17 protein-coding genes are annotated in these 18,300 nt (G+C 56.7%); 14 read left to right on the plus strand and 3 right to left on the minus strand.

Features of this window, described 5'->3' with window-relative positions; all coding sequences use genetic code 11:
• Positions 1 to 145: 145 nt before the first annotated feature.
• The gene (locus M5R41_09795; GenBank protein MCZ7556678.1) at positions 146 to 421 is read right to left on the minus strand and encodes an RNA-binding protein; all 276 of its coding nucleotides are present in this window, start codon (positions 419 to 421) and stop codon (positions 146 to 148) included.
• 634 nt (positions 422 to 1,055) lie between these two features.
• Here M5R41_09795 and M5R41_09800 point away from each other — a divergent pair.
• From M5R41_09800 to M5R41_09865, 14 genes are all read left to right on the plus strand, one after another.
• Positions 1,056 to 1,670 (plus strand): cytochrome c family protein, encoded by a 615-nt coding sequence (locus M5R41_09800; GenBank protein ID MCZ7556679.1) that lies wholly within the window; start codon positions 1,056 to 1,058, stop codon positions 1,668 to 1,670.
• A complete protein-coding gene (locus M5R41_09805) occupies positions 1,667 to 4,696 on the plus strand; it encodes a TAT-variant-translocated molybdopterin oxidoreductase (protein MCZ7556680.1) in 3,030 nt (1,009 codons plus the stop codon). The genes M5R41_09800 and M5R41_09805 overlap by 4 nt, the downstream gene beginning before the upstream one ends.
• 56 nt (positions 4,697 to 4,752) lie before the next feature.
• A complete protein-coding gene (gene nrfD, locus M5R41_09810; protein MCZ7556681.1) occupies positions 4,753 to 6,171 on the plus strand; it encodes a polysulfide reductase NrfD in 1,419 nt (472 codons plus the stop codon).
• Entirely contained in the window at positions 6,168 to 6,701 is a 534-nt protein-coding gene (locus M5R41_09815; GenBank protein MCZ7556682.1) for a DUF3341 domain-containing protein, read from the plus strand. Before nrfD ends, M5R41_09815 begins: the two co-directional genes overlap by 4 nt.
• Complete coding sequence (locus M5R41_09820; protein MCZ7556683.1) at positions 6,698 to 7,321, plus strand: cytochrome c; 624 nt, start codon at positions 6,698 to 6,700, stop codon at positions 7,319 to 7,321. The genes M5R41_09815 and M5R41_09820 overlap by 4 nt, the downstream gene beginning before the upstream one ends.
• A gap of 141 nt (positions 7,322 to 7,462) precedes the next feature.
• Positions 7,463 to 8,518, plus strand: coding sequence for a quinol:cytochrome C oxidoreductase (locus M5R41_09825; GenBank protein MCZ7556684.1), 1,056 nt, complete (start codon positions 7,463 to 7,465; stop codon positions 8,516 to 8,518).
• Between the two features lie 24 nt (positions 8,519 to 8,542).
• Entirely contained in the window at positions 8,543 to 10,987 is a 2,445-nt protein-coding gene (locus tag M5R41_09830) for a heavy metal translocating P-type ATPase metal-binding domain-containing protein (protein ID MCZ7556685.1), read from the plus strand.
• Position 10,988: 1 nt separating this feature from the next.
• A complete protein-coding gene (ccoS, locus tag M5R41_09835; GenBank protein ID MCZ7556686.1) occupies positions 10,989 to 11,201 on the plus strand; it encodes a cbb3-type cytochrome oxidase assembly protein CcoS in 213 nt (70 codons plus the stop codon).
• Positions 11,191 to 13,302: a cytochrome-c oxidase, cbb3-type subunit I gene (gene ccoN, locus M5R41_09840; GenBank protein MCZ7556687.1), complete on the plus strand. Its 2,112-nt coding sequence runs from the start codon at positions 11,191 to 11,193 to the stop codon at positions 13,300 to 13,302. Before ccoS ends, ccoN begins: the two co-directional genes overlap by 11 nt.
• 3 nt (positions 13,303 to 13,305) lie before the next feature.
• The gene (locus M5R41_09845) at positions 13,306 to 13,500 is read left to right on the plus strand and encodes a hypothetical protein (protein MCZ7556688.1); all 195 of its coding nucleotides are present in this window, start codon (positions 13,306 to 13,308) and stop codon (positions 13,498 to 13,500) included.
• A gap of 2 nt (positions 13,501 to 13,502) precedes the next feature.
• The gene (locus M5R41_09850) at positions 13,503 to 14,306 is read left to right on the plus strand and encodes a c-type cytochrome (GenBank protein MCZ7556689.1); all 804 of its coding nucleotides are present in this window, start codon (positions 13,503 to 13,505) and stop codon (positions 14,304 to 14,306) included.
• An 84-nt stretch (positions 14,307 to 14,390) separates the two neighbouring features.
• Positions 14,391 to 15,812 (plus strand): cytochrome c oxidase accessory protein CcoG, encoded by a 1,422-nt coding sequence (gene ccoG / locus M5R41_09855; GenBank protein MCZ7556690.1) that lies wholly within the window; start codon positions 14,391 to 14,393, stop codon positions 15,810 to 15,812.
• Between the two features lie 9 nt (positions 15,813 to 15,821).
• Positions 15,822 to 16,283, plus strand: coding sequence for a FixH family protein (locus tag M5R41_09860; GenBank protein MCZ7556691.1), 462 nt, complete (start codon positions 15,822 to 15,824; stop codon positions 16,281 to 16,283).
• A 74-nt stretch (positions 16,284 to 16,357) separates the two neighbouring features.
• Positions 16,358 to 17,101 (plus strand): sulfite exporter TauE/SafE family protein, encoded by a 744-nt coding sequence (locus tag M5R41_09865; protein ID MCZ7556692.1) that lies wholly within the window; start codon positions 16,358 to 16,360, stop codon positions 17,099 to 17,101.
• A 71-nt stretch (positions 17,102 to 17,172) separates the two neighbouring features.
• Here the strand turns inward: M5R41_09865 and M5R41_09870 are convergent, their stop codons facing one another.
• Both M5R41_09870 and M5R41_09875 read right to left on the minus strand, forming a co-directional pair.
• Entirely contained in the window at positions 17,173 to 17,634 is a 462-nt protein-coding gene (locus tag M5R41_09870) for a MarR family transcriptional regulator (protein MCZ7556693.1), read from the minus strand.
• Positions 17,631 to 18,218 (minus strand): YceI family protein, encoded by a 588-nt coding sequence (locus tag M5R41_09875; protein ID MCZ7556694.1) that lies wholly within the window; start codon positions 18,216 to 18,218, stop codon positions 17,631 to 17,633. Before M5R41_09875 ends, M5R41_09870 begins: the two co-directional genes overlap by 4 nt.
• Positions 18,219 to 18,300 lie beyond the last annotated feature (82 nt).

An 18,300-nucleotide genomic window follows, 5' to 3' on the forward strand; every position in this document is an offset into this window, starting at 1 on the left:
CCGTTTCCCGTTTCCCGTTTCCCAGACCAACATTCTGTATTTTCTGTTCCTTCTGTGTTCTGTCCCTTCTGTGTTCTGCGTTCAACAAAACGTCCCGCCGGTGTGGCGGGACGGGTTCAAAGGGAGACGGACGAGATTCTGATAATCAGAAGCGCGACCTTGACCGGGGTGCGTCATCCGTGCGGGGACGCGCCTGATTCACCTTTACGTTCCTGCCGCCTATTTGTGCGTTATCCAGCGCCTTGATCGCTTCCTCTGCGTCGCTATCGTTGGGCATCTCAACGAAGCCGAAGCCTTTGGAACGACCGGTCTCCTTATCGCGGAGAACGCGTGCGCTGCTCACCTCACCGTAAGGCTCGAATGCTGCCCGGAGGTCATCATCCGTCATTTGGTACGAAAGGTTGCCGACATAGATGTTCATACAACAGACCTTGAAACTGATAACATGCCATTTCGTGCAATGGGAAGCGGGAGGCGCCAATGGCATTGAAACGCGTTCCAGCTACGCCGCGACCGTGCGACGATTTCTGCCTCCACCTTTGAACCTCGGACCGGCCGCTCCCGAAGGAATGGCCAACGCACCTTCAGCACTTGGGGCACGCAGCGCAATCTCTCCGGAAGTGCCGAACCACAGCATACCGCAAGCGGCACACTTCGGATTTCAGGAGAAATATGCGTGCAAATTGGCGCATGAAATGCGGAAAAGCAAGGGTTTTGACGAGGAGAAGGGATTTTTTTTCACACGTTGCAGAATTCGCTCCCGACACCCTCGACACCCCGCATCAGATTCTGCCGCGCCGGTTGACGCAACGAAGCTGCAGTGCGGAACTCCGGAAAGGCGCGGCATAACTGCGACAACGCATATCCGAATTTGCATTGTCGGATTTTTTTCTCTACCTTATCTGTCAATAAAGACTGTTGTCTCTTTAATGCCCGTCCATCACGTTTGAGTCTTTCGGCTATCGCAGTATTTGATACAGTGCATCAACGCATTCCCAAAATCTAGAGAAAGAGGATAAGCTTTGGCGCAAATCTTTCCAAAGTGGACCAACTCCTTGCCCCGTAACATCGTAGTTTCCGGTGGCATTCTCATCATCCTCATCGTCGCGGGGATATGGTACTACTGGTCCCCGAAATTTACCGATGTGGGATACGCGCCGGCGCAACCCGTACCCTACAGCCATGCCTTGCACGTGGGCGAATTGGGCCTCGACTGCCGGTACTGCCACGTCGGCGCAGAGACGTCTCCGGTAGCCATGGTGCCGCCCACGCAAACCTGCATGAACTGCCACACGCTCATCAAAACCGAGAGCGAGAAGCTCGCTCCCGTGCGCGCCAGTTGGGAGTCGCGTGAGCCACTGCGCTGGGTGCGCCTGCACAAAGTACCGGATTACGCGTATTTCGATCATAGTGCGCATCTGCGTGCCGGCGTGGGCTGTGAAAGCTGCCACGGGGATGTCGCCGCCATGGAGGTGATGGAACTCAGGGAACCTCTCAGTATGGGTTGGTGCCTGGACTGCCACCGCAACCCCGATCCCCATCTGCGCTCGCCTCAGGACATCACCGTTATGGGTTGGGTACCCCCGGATAATCAGGCGGAGCGCGCCGCGGAGATCAAGAAAACACTCAATCTTAATCCACCAGAAACCTGCTCGGGATGCCATCGATGAAACACCGGCCATTTGTCGACTCTGACGACTCCACGCACAGTAAAGAGTACTGGCTGAGCTTCCGCGACAAGACGGGCGAGCCGGAGTACCGCGTTCTCCAACAAGGGGAGTTCCCTTCCCCACCACTGACGGCGGGAATGGACCGACGCAGTTTCCTCACGGTTATGGGCGCATCCATGGCCCTTGCGGGCTTGACAAGCTGCCGGCGTCCGGAAGAGCATATCGTCCCGTACGTCTCGCGTCCGGAAGAAATCACCCCGGGCAACAGTCTGTCGTACGCGACAAGTATGCCCCTGGGCACGGAAAATGAATCCCTTCTGGTGGAAACCCGCGAAGGACGACCATACAAGATTGCCGGCAACCCGCTTCGCGACTCCATGGGCAGCGCGTCCGGCGTGTGGGCCAATGCCTCCATTCTCGGCCTCTACGACCCCGATCGTTCCATGCATGCCCGACGTGCAGGTGAAGCATCCACTGTCGCCGCCTTCGCCGAAGTCTGGAAAGTCCAGCGCGAGACATTTCTGAAAAATGGCGGCGAGGGTCTCGGCTTGCTGCTCTCGCCTTTCGCCTCTCCCACGCTGTGGCGTCTCGTCGGCGAGTTTCAAAGCGCGTATCCCAACGCGCGCATGGTCTGCTACGATCCCGTCTCCGACCGCAACATCCTCGATGGCAGCGCGGCAGCATTCGCCGCTCCGTTGCGGCCTGTCTATGACTATAGCAAGGCCAACGTGGTGCTGGCGCTGGATGCGGATTGCTTCGGCACCGAACGGGACGCATTCGTGCATGCGAAAGCCTTCACCGCGAAGCGCAAGCCCGACAATGCGAAACCCGGCATGAACCGCCTGTATCTCGTGGAAAGCAGCCTCACGCAAACCACCGCCATGGCGGATCATCGTTTGCGCCTCCCCGCGGGCCGCATCCCGGCCCTGCTCGCTACACTGACGCATACACTCGCCGGCAAGGGGCTTGGCATTTCATCCGATCTGCTGACAAAGCTTCCCTCCCCCGCTGTGGAGAGCACCTGGGTCAATGCTGTCGCGGACGATTTGCTCGCGCAGAAGGGAGCGGGACTGATCGTCGCCGGACGCGGACAATCCAAGGCTGTACATGCCGTCGTGGCTGCGCTGAATCACGCATTGGGGAACGCCGGCGCCACTGTCTCGTACCTCACGCAACCGTACGCCATGGAAAGCGAACCGTCGCAGCTCCGGGATTTCACGGCCGCGATGAAAGATGCCAAGCTGCAAGCGCTGATCATGCTCGGAGGCAACGGCGCGTACACCATGCCAGCCGATCTCGAATTCCGCACCGCGCTGGAGAATGTCGGCCTCAGTGTACACCTCTCTCTCTACGTCGATGAAACGTCCACCTCGTCCACCTGGCATCTGCCCATGCGTCACTACCTGGAGAGCTGGGGAGATGTGAGCGGGACGGACGGTCGTCTGGGAGTGATACAACCGCTGATCGCGCCCCTCTACGAAGATGGGGTCAGTGATGTCGAACTCCTCCATCTGCTCGTCAGCGGGGAGCTGGCAAAAGGATCCGACCTGGTGAAGGCCACATGGCAAACCCTCATCCCCGGTATGGCCAAACGAAGCTGGCGCGGCATATTGCACGACGGTGTATATCCCTGGCAGGTGACCACTTCGACACCCGCGCCCAATACCGCCAGCATCGCGGGGCTGATAGATGCGCGCCATTTCGACGCGGCACCACCGCGCAGGGACGCGATGGAAATCGTGTTCCGCCTCTCTCCCGCCGTGCATGACGGTCGTTTCGCCAACAATGCCTGGTTGCAGGAATTTCCCGATCCGGTCACCAAGCTGACCTGGGATAATGCCGCACTTATCAGCCGGTCCAACGCAAAAGCCCTCGGACTGAAAGACGGTGATCTGGTGCGACTCGCCCTGTTCGGGCGCGAGACCCCGATGCCGGTGTGGATCGTTCCCGGCCAGGCGGACTGGTCCGTGACCGTTTTGCTGGGATACGGACGACGCAGAGCCGGCCGTGTGGGGTCCGGCGTGGGCTTCAATGCGTATCGCCTTCGTACGACGGGCGCCATGTACCTGGCGCAGGGATTGACGTTGGGCGCGAAATTCGGCACGCATGCGCTTGCCTGTGTACAGGATCATCACGGACTCGATGAAGAGCGCATGGCGCGGGACGGTGTGACGGAGCGGCTTCCGCAGATTTTCCGCGAAGCGACGCTGGACGAATTCCGTGAGCATCCCGACTTCGCCCAACATGTTGTGCACATGCCGAAACTGCGAAGCATGTGGAATGATCATCGCTACGACACTGGAATGCAGTGGGGCATGAGCATCGATCTCAACGCCTGCATCGGCTGCGGCGCCTGCACCATCGCCTGTCAAAGCGAGAATAACATCCCCGTGGTCGGCAAGGAACAGGTCCTCAACGGACGCGAAATGCACTGGATACGCATCGACCGCTATTACAAAGGCGACGAAAACGATCCCGGCGTACGCGTCATGCCGCTCGCGTGTCATCACTGTGAAATGGCCCCCTGCGAACAAGTGTGCCCCGTGGCCGCAACCTCGCACGACGAAGAAGGTCTCAATGTGATGACCTACAACCGCTGCATCGGTACGCGGTATTGCTCCAACAACTGTCCCTACAAGGCCCGCCGTTTCAACTTCCTCAACTATACGGGCGATTTGCCCGAGGTGATGAAGATGGCGCAGAATCCCGACGTTTCGGTACGCTTCCGCGGTGTGATGGAAAAATGCACCTACTGCACTCAGCGCATCGAACGCGGGAAAATCCATGCAAAGGTCGAAGGTCGCGAGTTGCGGGACGGCGACATCCGCTCCGCGTGTCAGGATGCGTGTCCGACGCAGGCCATTGTCTTTGGCGACATCAACGACCGGAACAGCGCCGTGGCGAAGGAAAAGGACTCACCCCGCACCTATCAGTTGCTGGGCGAATTCAATCTTCGTCCGCGCACGACCTTCCTCGCGAAAGTGAGTAACCCGAATCCGGCGCTGCGTGGCAAGGGCTCCGTCTGACCGGATAACGCAACATCGTAATTGACTATTCTACATCACCAACACGCAGAAGCAACGTGAGTGTGAACACAACAACGACGAAAACCGCCGCAGCCGTACTCGAGGAAGCACCACTGGTACAGGGTGGCCTGACGTTCAGCGGCATCACGGAGAAAATCAGCGGCGTTGTCGAGACGAAGACGCCCCAATTGTGGTGGATTCTGTTCGGCATGGCACTTTCGGGAACGCTGATACTGGTTGGTTCCATTGGCTGGCTCGTGTACGAAGGGACAGGCATTTGGGGCCTCAACAATCCCGTGGGCTGGGGATGGGCCATTGTGAACTTCGTGTTCTGGGTCGGTATCGGCCACGCAGGGACACTGATTTCAGCCATCCTTTTCCTGTTGCGGCAACGTTGGCGCACCGCCATCAATCGCTTCGCGGAGGCGATGACGATTGTCGCGGTGATTTGCGCGGGCATTTTCCCCGCCATCCATGTCGGCCGCATCTGGATCGCCTACTATATGTTCCCGCTGCCGAATTCCATGGAGATGTGGCCGAACTTCCGCAGCCCGTTGCTCTGGGATGTGTTCGCGGTGGGCACGTATTTCACCGTATCCTTCCTGTTCTGGTTCGTGGGGCTGGTACCGGATCTCGCCACCTTCCGCGACAGAGCGAAAACCAAGCTCCGCCGCATGGTGTTCGGCATCCTTTCACTCGGCTGGAATAACGGCAACAGACAGTGGCGTCACTATGAGCTGGCGTACCTGATGCTGGCGGGACTCGCGACACCGCTGGTGCTGTCCGTGCATTCGGTGGTGAGTACGGACTTCGCGACCAGTCTCATACCCGGCTGGCATACCACCATTTTCCCGCCGTACTTCGTTGCGGGAGCCATTTTCTCCGGTTTCGGCATGGTGCTGACGCTGGCGATCATCGCGCGTAAGGTGTTCAGTCTGCAGAACCTTATCACGATCGATCATTTCGAGAAGATGAACAAGATCATTCTCGTGACGGGCAGCATGGTGGGATATGCGTACATCATGGAGTTTTTCATCGCGTGGTACAGCGGCAACATTTACGAGGTCTTCGCCTTTGTCAACCGGGGGTTTGGCAATTACGCCTGGGCCTACTGGATCATGTTCCTTTGCAACGTGATCACGCCGCAATTGTTCTGGTTCCGCAAGTTCCGCCGCAGCATCCCGATCATGTTCACGCTGTCCATTTTTGTGAACATCGGCATGTGGTTCGAGCGCTTCGTCATCACCGTCACCTCCCTGTCGCGCGATTTCCTTCCCTCTTCCTGGGATTACTATTCGCCGACCACCTGGGACGTGCTGACCTTTGTGGGGAGCTTCGGCCTGTTCTTCACGTTGTTCCTGCTCTTCCTGCGATTCCTTCCGCTCATTTCCATGTCTGAAGTCAAAGCCGTGCTTCCCGAGGCGGATCCGCATCATCACGCCGGGCATGGGGAGCAGCAAGGAGGTGCCGCATGACCACGCATGCATTGATCGCTCAGTTTTCCTCTCCCGCATCGCTGATGGACGCGGCGAAAAAGGTACGCGATGCAGGATACTCGCATTTCGACTGCCACTCGCCCTTCCCCATTCACGGCATGGACGATGCCATGGGTCTTGGCCGCTCGCCTGTCGGCTTCATTGTCGGAGGCATGGCGGCGTTGGGCGCAGCGATGGAATTTTTCGTTGCAGACCGGGTCGCGACATCGGCATACCCGTTAATCATCAGCGGCAAGCCGCTGTTCAGCTGGCAGGCCTTCATCATCATCACCTTCGCGCTGTTCGTTCTGTTCGGCGCCTTCGGTGCGGTGGTCGGTATGCTGCGTCTGAACAAGCTCCCGCGTTTTCATCAGCCGCTGTTTTATTCCGACATGCTGAGTAAAGCCAGCGACGACGGTTTTCTCGTGAGCATTGACGCGCAGGATCCGAAATTCGACGAAGCGGGCACCCGCGCCTTTCTTGAATCGCTCGGAGCGCAGAGTATCGAAATCGTACGGGGGGACGCATGAACTCGGCAAGCAGCATTTCGCACATGATTTCCCGGGCACTCGTCATAGCCTCCGCAGTGGTGTTTCTGGGAGGATGCAGAGGAATGACTTCGGAAAATCCTCCCATCCATCCCAATCCGAACATGGACAATCAGGCCAAGTACATCGCGCAGCGTGAGAGCGGCTTTTTCGCCGACGGCGCCGCCATGCGCACACCGCCTGAAGGAACGGTCGCCCGCGGGCAACTGCACGAGGACGTCGGGTATTTCAACGGACGCTACGAGGACTCGACGCTGGTTGCGGCGATTCCCTTTACCGTTGACGCGGCGGTACTCAAGCGCGGCGAAGAACGCTATACCATCTACTGCTCACCGTGCCACGGCGTCAAAGGAGACGGACAGGGAAAAATCATGAAGTACAAGTATCCCATACCGCCGAACAACCTCATGGAGCAACGCATCCGCGACCTCGCGGACGGAGCCCTGTTCGAAGTCATTTCCAACGGTATCCGGAACATGCCATCGTATCGTCAACAGATTCCGGCGGAAGACCGCTGGAATATCGTCGCACACGTTCGCGAGTTGCAGAGCAAGAGCCCTGTCGCTCCTCCGCCTTCCAACACGACACCGCCACAACAGTAACACCCAGCACCATGGCAGCAATCGACACGACAACCTACAGATTCACCGACAAAGGACGCTTCGGTGTCATCGCGCTCGCGATCGGAGCGGTCGGAACCGTATTGACTCTGATCGGCTATTTCGTCGACAGCCATCAGTTCCTTGCATCATGGCTCATGGCCTTCGCGCGACTGGACCACGATAGCGCTGGGAGCCCTGTTCTTCGTGATGCTGCAACATGCCACCGGCGCGGTGTGGAGTGTCACAACACGGCGCGCGGCGGAAGCCATGACGCAGACACTCCCGCTGTTGCTGTTGTTCTTCGTTCCCGTCGTCATTGGCGCACATACGCTGTTTCACTGGTCACACGCAGACGCCGTCGCGAGCGATCATCTGCTCGCCTCGAAAGCACCCTATCTGAACATCGCGTTTTTCAGCATTCGCGGGCTGGTATTTTTTGCGATCTGGATCGTGCTGGGCTGGCTGCTGACGAGGCACTCCCTGCGCCAGGATGTGGACGGGGATCCCGGACATACTGTTTCACTGCGGAAAATCAGCGCAGGCGGACTCTTCCTGTTTGCGTTTACCATGACGTTCGCCGCTTTCGATTGGCTGATGAGTCTCGAACCGCATTGGTACTCAACCATCTTCGGCGTGTACGTGTTCGCCGGCGGATTCCTCGCGGCGCTGGCATTGCTGAGTCTGTTCTTCCAGTCCATGGGCCGCGGAGGCCTGCTCACGAAGGAAGTGGGTATCGATCACCATCATGACTTCGGTCGCATGCTTTTCGCGTTCACCGTCTTCTGGGCGTATATCGGCGGCTCCCAGTACTATCTCATCTGGTATGCGAACATTCCGGAGGAGACAGTCTGGTATCTTGCGCGCTGGGACAACGGCTGGTGGGTGGTGAGCGTCCTGCTCATCTTCTTCCGCTTCGCGGTGCCGTTTTTCACCTTGATCTTCTATCGTATGAAGCGGACGCCCGCGGTATTGCGTGCCGTCACCATTCTGATGCTCGTCATGCACGCGGTGGATATGTACTGGCTGGTCATGCCGACCTTTCGTGCCGGCTCGCCCCTGCCCGCGTGGACGGATATAACCGCATTGCTCGGCATCGGCGGATTGGTGCTCTGGTTGTTCTGGCAGCGCTACACTGCGCATGCCGCTGTTCCTATCAAGGATCCGAAATTTCACGATTCCGTCGCGCACAACGTCTAGCTCGAGGAAAGGTCCCGCGTTTCAATGATTGAATCTGGTCCCCTACGGTATTCCGGACAGACGGGCGAGCGCAAGGCGCCGTTGGTCTGTTTTCACTGCGGTGACGTCTGCTTCAGTGACGAAATCGCATTGGGGGACAAGTATTTTTGCTGCAACGGATGCAAGGCGGTGTACGAGCTGTTGCACGCCAATGACCTCTGTGCGTATTACGATGTGGACGAGGCGGTCCGCGGAAAAAGTCCCCACGATCAGATTTACGGCAGCAGGTACGCCTATCTCGACGATCCGGCAATCGAGGAGCAATTGTTGGAGTTCACCGATGGCGATGTACGCATGGCCACCTTCAGCATCCCCTCCATGCATTGCAGTTCCTGCATCTGGCTGCTGGAGCGACTGAACGCGCTCAATCCCGGAATCGTCAGCTCACGCGTGGATTTCACCCGCCGCGAGGCGGCCATCACATGGAAGGCTTCCATGATCACGCTCAAGGGCGTGGTAACGCTGCTGGCTTCGGTGGGGTACGAACCGCATATCAGCTTGCAAAGTGTCGCAGAAAAGCGCCGCGGCAGCAGCAACAAACGGCTGTACTACAAGATCGGCATCGCGGGTTTCGCTTTCGGGAATGTGATGCTTCTGAGCTTTCCGGAATACCTGGCCGGAGAGGGAGGCATCGATCCGCTGTTTGCGCGCATCTTCAGCTACATCAACATCGGGCTGTCGCTACCGGTTTTTTTCTATAGCAGTCTCGAATATTTTCAGTCGGCCTGGGCCGGATTGCGTCAGCGTTTCCTGAACATTGACGTCCCGCTCTCCCTCGGCATCAGTATGCTGTTTTTCCGCAGCATATACGACATTCTGAGCGGAACAGGTCCGGGGTATCTCGACAGCTTCACGGGACTGGTGTTTTTCCTGCTCATAGGAAAAATCTTCCAGAAGAAAACATACGACGCGCTGTCCTTCGAACGAGATTTTCGTTCGTACTTCCCGCTCTCCGTTGCGGTCAAAGAGCAGCATCACGAAACCACAATTCCTCTCACACGCCTGAGAGTCGGACAGCGCATCGTGGTGCGGAATCAGGAATTGATCCCCGCCGACGCCATTCTCCTCAATGGCGAGGCGAATATTGACTACAGCTTCGTGACCGGCGAAGCGGAACTCATCCGCAAATTCAGCGGCGACCGCATTCACGCCGGTGGCAGACAGGTGGGGCAGGCGATAGAGCTCGAAGTTGTAAAGGAAATCGAGCAAAGCTATCTGACCCGGCTGTGGAACAACGACGTGTTCACCAAGGAGCGCCGGGCGCCGCTCACAGCACTCGTGGATCGCATCAGCGCACGCTTTACCTACGCGGTGTTGAGTATCGCGCTTGTCGCATCCGTCGTCTGGCTCGTGCTCGAGCCGGGTATGGTGACCTTCGTGTTCACTTCGGTCCTGATCGTGGCCTGTCCCTGCGCGCTCGCGCTCGCTTCCCCGTTCGCGCTGGGATCGGCGCAGCGTGTGTATGGCTACAACGAATTCTTTGTGAAGAGCACCGACACCGTCGAAATGCTCTCCCATATCGACACGATCGTCTTCGACAAAACCGGCACGCTCACGAGAAGCGGTGCCGGCGGTGTGCGCTTCCACGGACCCGGATTGAATGAGCAGGAGCGCTTGCTCATCAAGTCCGTTCTGCGGCAAAGCACACACACGCTCAGTCGACAGGTTTTCGCATTCCTTGCCGATGTCCCGACGGCTGACGTTGAGGGATACTCGGAAATTCCCGGAAAAGGTATAGAAGGGAGTGTGCAAGGACGTCGCGTGCTCATCGGCTCGGCGGACTGGGCCTGGCGCGATCACGACGCACCCATTGACACCGCAACCACATCGGTGTACGTATCGATCGATAGTCAACCACGGGGACATTTCACCGTGCCGAATGTGTACCGCGACGGACTCCCCGAGCTTGTCGCCCGCCTGCGTTCCCGTTATCGCCTGGCGATACTCTCCGGCGATTCCCCGCGCGAGGAAGCACGGCTCAAAGCGCTGTTCGGCGAGGATGTTCCGATGCGTTTCCTCCAGACCCCGGCGGATAAACTGGGGTATGTCGAGACCTTGCGCAGCCAGGGGCGGCATGTATTGATGTTGGGCGATGGCCTCAACGACGCAGGTGCGCTCAAGGCAGCGGACGTCGGCGTCTCCCTCACCGAGGATATCAATGCCTTCTCTCCGGCCTGTGACGGTATTTTGTCCGCGGACCGCTTTCATACGTTTGATCGTATGCTGGACTTCGCGCGCAACAGTCACGCCATTGTCCGCGCGAGTTTCATTCTCTCACTGACATACAATGTGATCGGCATTTCCTTCGCGGTGGCCGGTTTGCTGACACCGTTGGTGTCCGCAGTGTTGATGCCGGTGAGTTCGGTCAGTGTTGTTGCCTTCACCACTTTGCTCACACGCTGGTATGCCCGGAAGCGGAGGCTGGCCTGACGTGGAGGTGATGTTCATTCTCATAGGCTTCAGCCTGCTTGTTGCACTCATCTTTCTTGGATTGTATCTGTGGGCTGTGCGCAACGGGCAATACGACGATAAAGTAACGCCGTCCATACGCATGCTTTTTGATGACGGCACACGCGGAAAGCGCGACCGCGACAACGACGAACATGATCATACGAATATAGGAGATCCATCGAATGGACGTTGAAAAATTCAGGTACGACAATCAGATCGTCCGACTGTTCTTTTTGGCGACGATGTTCTGGGGTATTGTCGGCTTTCTCGTCGGGCTGGTCATCGCGCTGGAACTGCCGTTTCCGGGATTGAACTTCGCTCCCGCCACAACGTTTGGACGGCTACGGCCAATCCATACGAACGCGGTCATATTCGCCTTTGTGGGTAACGGCATATTCCTTGGGTACTATTACTCGATACAACGCCTTCTGAAAACACGCAATTTCAGCGACCTGCTCGGAAGAATTCACTTTTGGGGCTGGCAGCTCATCATCGTTGCGGCGGCGCTCTCCTTGTTCGCGGGATACACCACGTCGAAAGAGTACGCCGAACTTGAGTGGCCGATCGACATCGCCATTGCCGTCATCTGGGTCGTCTGGGGCTGGAATATGATAGGCACCATACTCAAGCGGCGTGAAAAACACATGTATGTTGCCATCTGGTTTTACATATCCACTCTGGTGACCGTCGCGGTGCTGCATATCGTGAATTCCTTCGAGGTCCCGGTAAGCTTCATGAAAAGTTACTCGCTGTACGCTGGCGTACAGGATGCGCTGGTACAGTGGTGGTACGGACACAATGCGGTCGCATTCTTCCTGACCACACCGTATCTCGGCCTCATGTATTACTTTATTCCGAAGGCTTCCAACCGCCCCGTGTACTCGTACAAGCTGTCCATCATTCACTTTTGGGCGCTGATTTTCATTTACATCTGGGCGGGACCGCATCACCTTCTGTACTCCGCCACACCGGATTGGGCGCAGTCGCTGGGCACGGTGTTCTCGCTCATGCTTATCGCCCCGAGCTGGGGTGGCATGCTCAACGGCCTGCTGACGCTCCGCGGTGCCTGGGACACCGTGCGCAAGGATCCTGTCCTCAAATTCCTCGTCGTCGCGATCACCGCCTACGGCATGGCGACGTTCGAGGGGCCGATGCTGTCCATCAAGAGCGTGAACGCCTTGTCGCATTTCACGGACTGGACCATCGCACACGTCCACGTGGGTGCTCTGGGCTGGAACGGTTTTTTGACCTTCGGTATGATCTACTGGCTGGTACCCAGGCTATGGAAGACCAAGTTGTTCTCCGTGAAGTTGGCCAACTGGCATTTCTGGCTGGGTACGCTGGGCATTCTCTTCTATGCTATCCCGATGTACTGGGCCGGAATCACACAAGGCTTGATGTGGAAGCAGTTCACTCCGGACGGTGTGCTCCAGTATCCGAATTTCCTCGAGACGGTATTGCAATTGGTACCCATGTACATCATGCGCGCCATCGGCGGCGGTATTTACCTCGTCGGAGCGATCCTGATGGTGTTTAATCTGATAAAGACCGTGAAATCAGGCTCCTTCCAGGCCGAGGAAGAGGCGGAAGCGCCGCCCCTCCGGGCGCAGATCGCGCATGAGGACAAAACCTATTGGGGTCATCGCTGGCTTGAGAGCCGCCCCATTCGTTTCACGATTCTGTCCGCGGTGGCTATCCTGATCGGCTCCGTTATCGGCAATCTTCCGCTTTTCGTCGTTGAGTCGAACATCCCGACCATCACCAACGTCAAGCCGTACACACCGCTTGAACTCGAGGGACGTGATCTGTACATTCGTGAGGGCTGCGTCGGTTGCCATTCGCAGATGGTGCGTCCTTTCCGCTCTGAAACAGAACGCTACGGAGAATATTCGAAAGCGGGCGAGTACGTGTACGATCACCCCTTCCTCTGGGGCTCCAAGCGTACCGGCCCCGATCTCTGGCGCGTCGGCCGGAAATATCCCGATGCGTGGCATTACAATCACATGTACGATCCCACCTCCATGTCACCGGGATCCATCATGCCGCCATACCCCTGGATGATCGAAAACGATCTGGATTATTCCGATCTGCAATCAAAAATCGGCGCACTCCGCAGTATCGGCGTCCCCTATCCGGAAGGCTATGAAAGCCAGGCGGCAAAAGACCTTGAGGCGCAGGCGCGCACCATCGCCGAGGGGCTCGATGCCGCCGGCATCAAAACCCGTTGGAACAAGGAAATCATCGCGCTCATCGCGTACTTGCAGCGTTTGGGCACGGATATCCGCACGGAGTGAGAGATGTTCAAGAATCTCGTGGATTTCACGAACTTTGAAGCGTTGGGCATCGCCACCACAGTGTTCTTCTTCGTGGTATTCGTCGCGATCGTCATCCGCGCACTCTTACTCCGCAAGTCGTTTACTACGGAAATGGAAAATCTTCCTCTGCAAGACGGCTCCCTCACCACCGCAACCAACGATGCTGACAAGGATTAGTCATGGCGAAACGAAAAGTACCACAGGACGAACTGCTCAAGCATGAATACGACGGCATCGAGGAGTATGACAATCAGCTCCCGGGCTGGTGGAAAAATCTCTTCTACATCACCATCGTGCTTGGCGTCGTCTACTTACTGCATTTCCACGTGTTCGGTACCGGCGACCTCCCGGGTACCGAATACCTTCGTGAAATAGATCCGGACTACGTTCCCGCCCGACCCGAAACGCGGGGCGTGGTCTTTGGCTCCTATCGTACCCCGGTGGCCGCCGAAGAAAGCGACGTCACACCGCGTACCATCGCCCTCCTGCAAAAGGAAGCCTATCAGTCCTTCGAAAAAGACGTCCTCAACGCGATGCGTTACGCAGACGCCTCGCAAATGGCGAAACTGCGTGAGAGTTTCCCGGTCATCTTCGACAAGTATGTCGCTATGGGCGGCACTCTGCCGGCTGGCAGCGCTCCCGCCACAGCGGAGGTTGCGACCATCACAGAACCGATTACCGATGCTGGCCTGCTCGGAGACGCGAAAACCTTCTTCGAAGCGCAATGTGCCGCCTGCCACGGTAAGCTGGGCGAGGGTGGTATCGGTCCCAATCTCACCGATGAGTACTGGATTCACGGCAATAAAATCGCGCAGGTTGTGAAGGTGATCACCAAAGGCGTCCCCGCACAAGGGATGGTTGCCTGGGAAAAAAGCATGTCGCCGGATCAAATCAACGCCATGGCCAGCTTCATCCTGGTCAAATTGCAGGGCAGCAGCCCTCCGAATCCGAAAGCCCCGCAAGGGGAGAAAATCGCGAAGTAAGCGCGACCGCCGGCCACGCGCCGGCGGTTTCCGTATGAGACAACAGAATCCGTTACATACGCATCGAAAGGCCGGTCAGCACCTATGAGCAGCAAGCATGATGTGGAAGAGCTCTACGAAGAAATCACCTTCCGCGACCGTATCGCCACCGTGGACGAACACGGAAAACGGAACTGGATTTATCCGAAAAAACCCTCAGGGCGTTTTTTCCGCTGGCGCACGTATGTGAGCTGGATCCTGCTGGCCTTTCTCTTCTTCTCCCCATTCATCAAAATCAACGGCGAGCAACTCCTGCTGCTGAATATTCTCGAACGAAAATTCGTGATCTTCGGCGTCACTTTCTGGCCGCAGGATTTCCATCTCTTCGTCCTCATCATGATTGCCACCATCGTGGCGATCTTCCTCTTCACCGCTGTATACGGCCGCATCTTCTGCGGATGGATCTGCCCGCAGACCATTTTCATGGAAATGGTATTCCGGAAAATCGAGTACTTTATCGAAGGTGACGCGCAACAGCAACGGGCGCTCAACGCGCAACCCTCGACGCCGGACAAGATTTTCAAGAAGGGCGTGAAAACAGGCATCTTCTATGCGCTCTCTTTCGCCATCAGTAATCTCTTCCTGGCATACATCATCGGAATGGATGCGCTGCTCGACATCGTGACCTCCCCACCCAGCGAACATCTCGGAGGATTCATCGCGATTGTCCTCTTCTCCGGAGCGTTCTTCTTTGTCTTTTCCTGGTTCCGCGAGCAAGCCTGCGTGCTTGTCTGTCCCTACGGACGACTGCAGTCCGTGCTCCTCGATGAAAATTCAGTCGTCATCTCCTACGACTTCGTTCGGGGCGAACAACGAAAGCGCTATCGCCGCGAAGACCCCCGCACCGATGCCGGACACTGCGTGGATTGCCATCAGTGCGTTGTGGTGTGCCCCACCGGTATCGACATCCGCAACGGGACACAACTCGAATGCGTCAATTGCACCGCGTGTATCGATGCATGCGACAGCGTGATGGACAAAGTCGGCTTTCCGCGGGGATTGATTCGCTACGCCTCGCACAAAGCCATTACCACCGGCGACACACGGATTGTCACGCCCCGTGTTATCGGGTATTCCAGCGTCCTGCTGGTGTTGCTGGGTGTCATCGTCTTCCTGTTCTTCGCGCGCGCCGACATCGAGACAACAATTCTCCGCGCCCCGGGCACCTTGTATCAGCTTCAGGGAGAACAGAATGTGCGCAATCTGTTTACCCTCAGGGTGGTCAATAAAACGAGAGCAGATCTCGACATACGGCTGAAACTGGATGCAAAGGAGGGGACGCTCTCTGTCGTCGGAGATAAAAAGATCGTCGCGCTCGCGAACGGACTTGCAGAATCGGCGTTCTTCATCGATCTTCCTTTATCTGAACTCGATGGAATAAAAACTCCGATCTCCATCAGCCTTTACAGCGGCGATCGCCTGCTTGAAAGCGTCGAGACGACGTTCATCGGGCCGGCCACACAGTAACAAAAATGTATGGCAGATAAAAAAATCCATATCTGGGCGGTCGGTATCACCATCACGATCGTCCTCTTTCTTCTCTCCACCATCGTGCTGACTGTTATCATCAGTCAGCAGGAATACCATCTCGTCACAGATAATTATTACGAGAAGGATCTCAGGTATCAGGACCGCATAGAAACGAAGAAGCGCACAGACGCTCTCGAACAACGTCCTGTCATCGAAATCGACCGCGAGTCCCGCGTCTGCATCATCAGCTATCCGCCGCGCGAGCGCTACGACGATATCAGCGGAGAGGTCACCTTTTTCCGCATATCCGATGCGAAAAACGACGTCACCCGGCCACTGCAGCTCAATAGCGAAGGCCGGCAGCATATCTCCGTCAGTGCCCTTCCTCTGGGACAATGGATACTGAAAATGACCTGGGTGGAACAAGGAGAGGAGTTCTACCTCGAGCAGCGCGTCTATTTACAGTGACATTTCGAGCGACCTGACGCACACGTCCACGTCGAGAGAGAACAGTTATTGTCAGAACCTTCAGGAGCGATACCATGCTCTGGTCAGCCTTTATCATCGGTTTCATCGGGAGTCTTCACTGTCTCGGAATGTGCGGTCCCATCGTACTCGCTCTGCCCGGAAATGCCGCACAGCGCCTGCGTTTTACCGTAGAACGGTTGTTGTACAACCTCGGGCGCGCTGTGACCTATTCCCTCATGGGCGCGGTTGCGGGACTTGTCGGACAGGGTGTCGCCATGGCGGGATTTCAGCAATGGCTCGGGATTGTCGCCGGTGGTCTCATGGTGCTGAGTGTGCTGTTGCCTTCTCGCGCCGCACGAAAGGTGTTGCCCTCCGCCCTCTACGACAAGGTGTTCACGAGGTTGAAAGTGAAGCTCGGATCATTGCTTGGCAATACGAGGCATTCGTCCATGCTGCTGATCGGTGTGTTGAATGGCTTTCTTCCCTGCGGACTGGTGTACATGGCGCTTGCCGGTTCGCTCGTCATGGGCTCGATCGGCGGCAGCGCCTTGTACATGTTCATCTTCGGACTGGGGACACTTCCGGTCATGTTTGCGGCCTCGTTCGCGAGCGGACTTATTACCGGTTCGCTCCGTACACGCATAAACAAAGCGATACCCGTCGCGGTGCTTGTGATGGGCGTACTGTTCATCCTCCGCGGATTATCACTCGGAATTCCGTTTCTCAGTCCGGATATGGACATGATGAAAAAGAAAGCCACCACAACAGAGATGCCACAGCATTCCGCTACGCACAAAGGCGGCTGCTGTTCCGAGTAATTGTGCATGCAGTGCCGTTGGGTGCGGGGAGCAGCCGCCCCACACTGCCTTTTCGCGACGGAGGTTCTGACTCAGGCCCCGAGAGCGTCCCTGAGATTGTCGAGAGTCTTGTTGGTAGTGCGCGCATCCTCCTCCGTGACCACCTTTGAAACCGCAGTCAGAATTCCGTCGAAATCGCCGATGCGCTCGAGCGTTTCGAGCCCCTTTTTCGTTATGGAAATGTTCGCCTGACGCCTGTCTTCTGCACTGGTACGCCGTTCAATAAAGCCCTTGGTCCGTAGGCGTTCCACCAATCGCGATGCGTCACTCATTTTATCGAGCATTCGTTCCTTGAGCAGAGACACGGTGGCTGCATGCGGCATCTGTCCCCGCAGTATGCGGAGGATGTTGAATTGTTGCAGTGTCAATCCGTACGGTTTGAGGACCTCGTTCGCGGCAGCTACAAGCCGACCGTGGGTATACAGGATACCCACGGTCAGCTTGTGATATTCACTGCTGAACTTGCTCTGTATTTCTTCCTCGAGCCGCGTCACGCTTCCTTCTTCAGCTGCACGTTCAGATTCAGTCGAACGTCTTTCCCCACCACGGCACCGCCGGCTTCGGTAAGCGTATTCCATTTGAGATCGTAATCAAAGCGATTGATCTTGCCGGTAATCTTGAAACCCGCCTTGGTGTTGCCCCAGGGGTCCTGCACCGTCCCATTATGGCGCACATCGAGTTCGACCCGCTTGGTCTTGTCGCGAATGGTCAGGTCGCCGATGAGCTTGTAGGTGTTCTTGCCGGATTTCTTCATGGACGTGCTCTTAAATGTCATCTTGGGATATTTTTCGGCATTGAAAAAATCGTCCGACTTCAGATGCTGATCACGCTTTTCATTGTCTGTATCAATGCTGGCGATGTCAACGGAAAACTCGATGGTTGCGTTATCGAAGCTGTCACCTTTCGTGGTGATGGATCCGTCAAACGTCTTGAAAAAACCATCAACCTCGGAGATGACGAGATGGGTGACGTTGAAACCTATATTGGTATGCGACTTGTCAAACGTCCAACGCGTCTGGGCAGACGCAGTGAAGGCGAAGGCGAGGAAAAGAAGCGGAATCATCCGTACAGCTTTCATGGGAGCTCCTGAAGGTATGTGTAAGTTAATGGGAAAAGTTTTAAATTCAAACTTATGTTATAACACACACATGGACAGCGGA

The sequence above is a fragment of the Bacteroidia bacterium genome, from assembly GCA_027493955.1.
Lineage (GTDB): Bacteria > Bacteroidota > Ignavibacteria > SZUA-365 > SZUA-365 > JAOSJT01.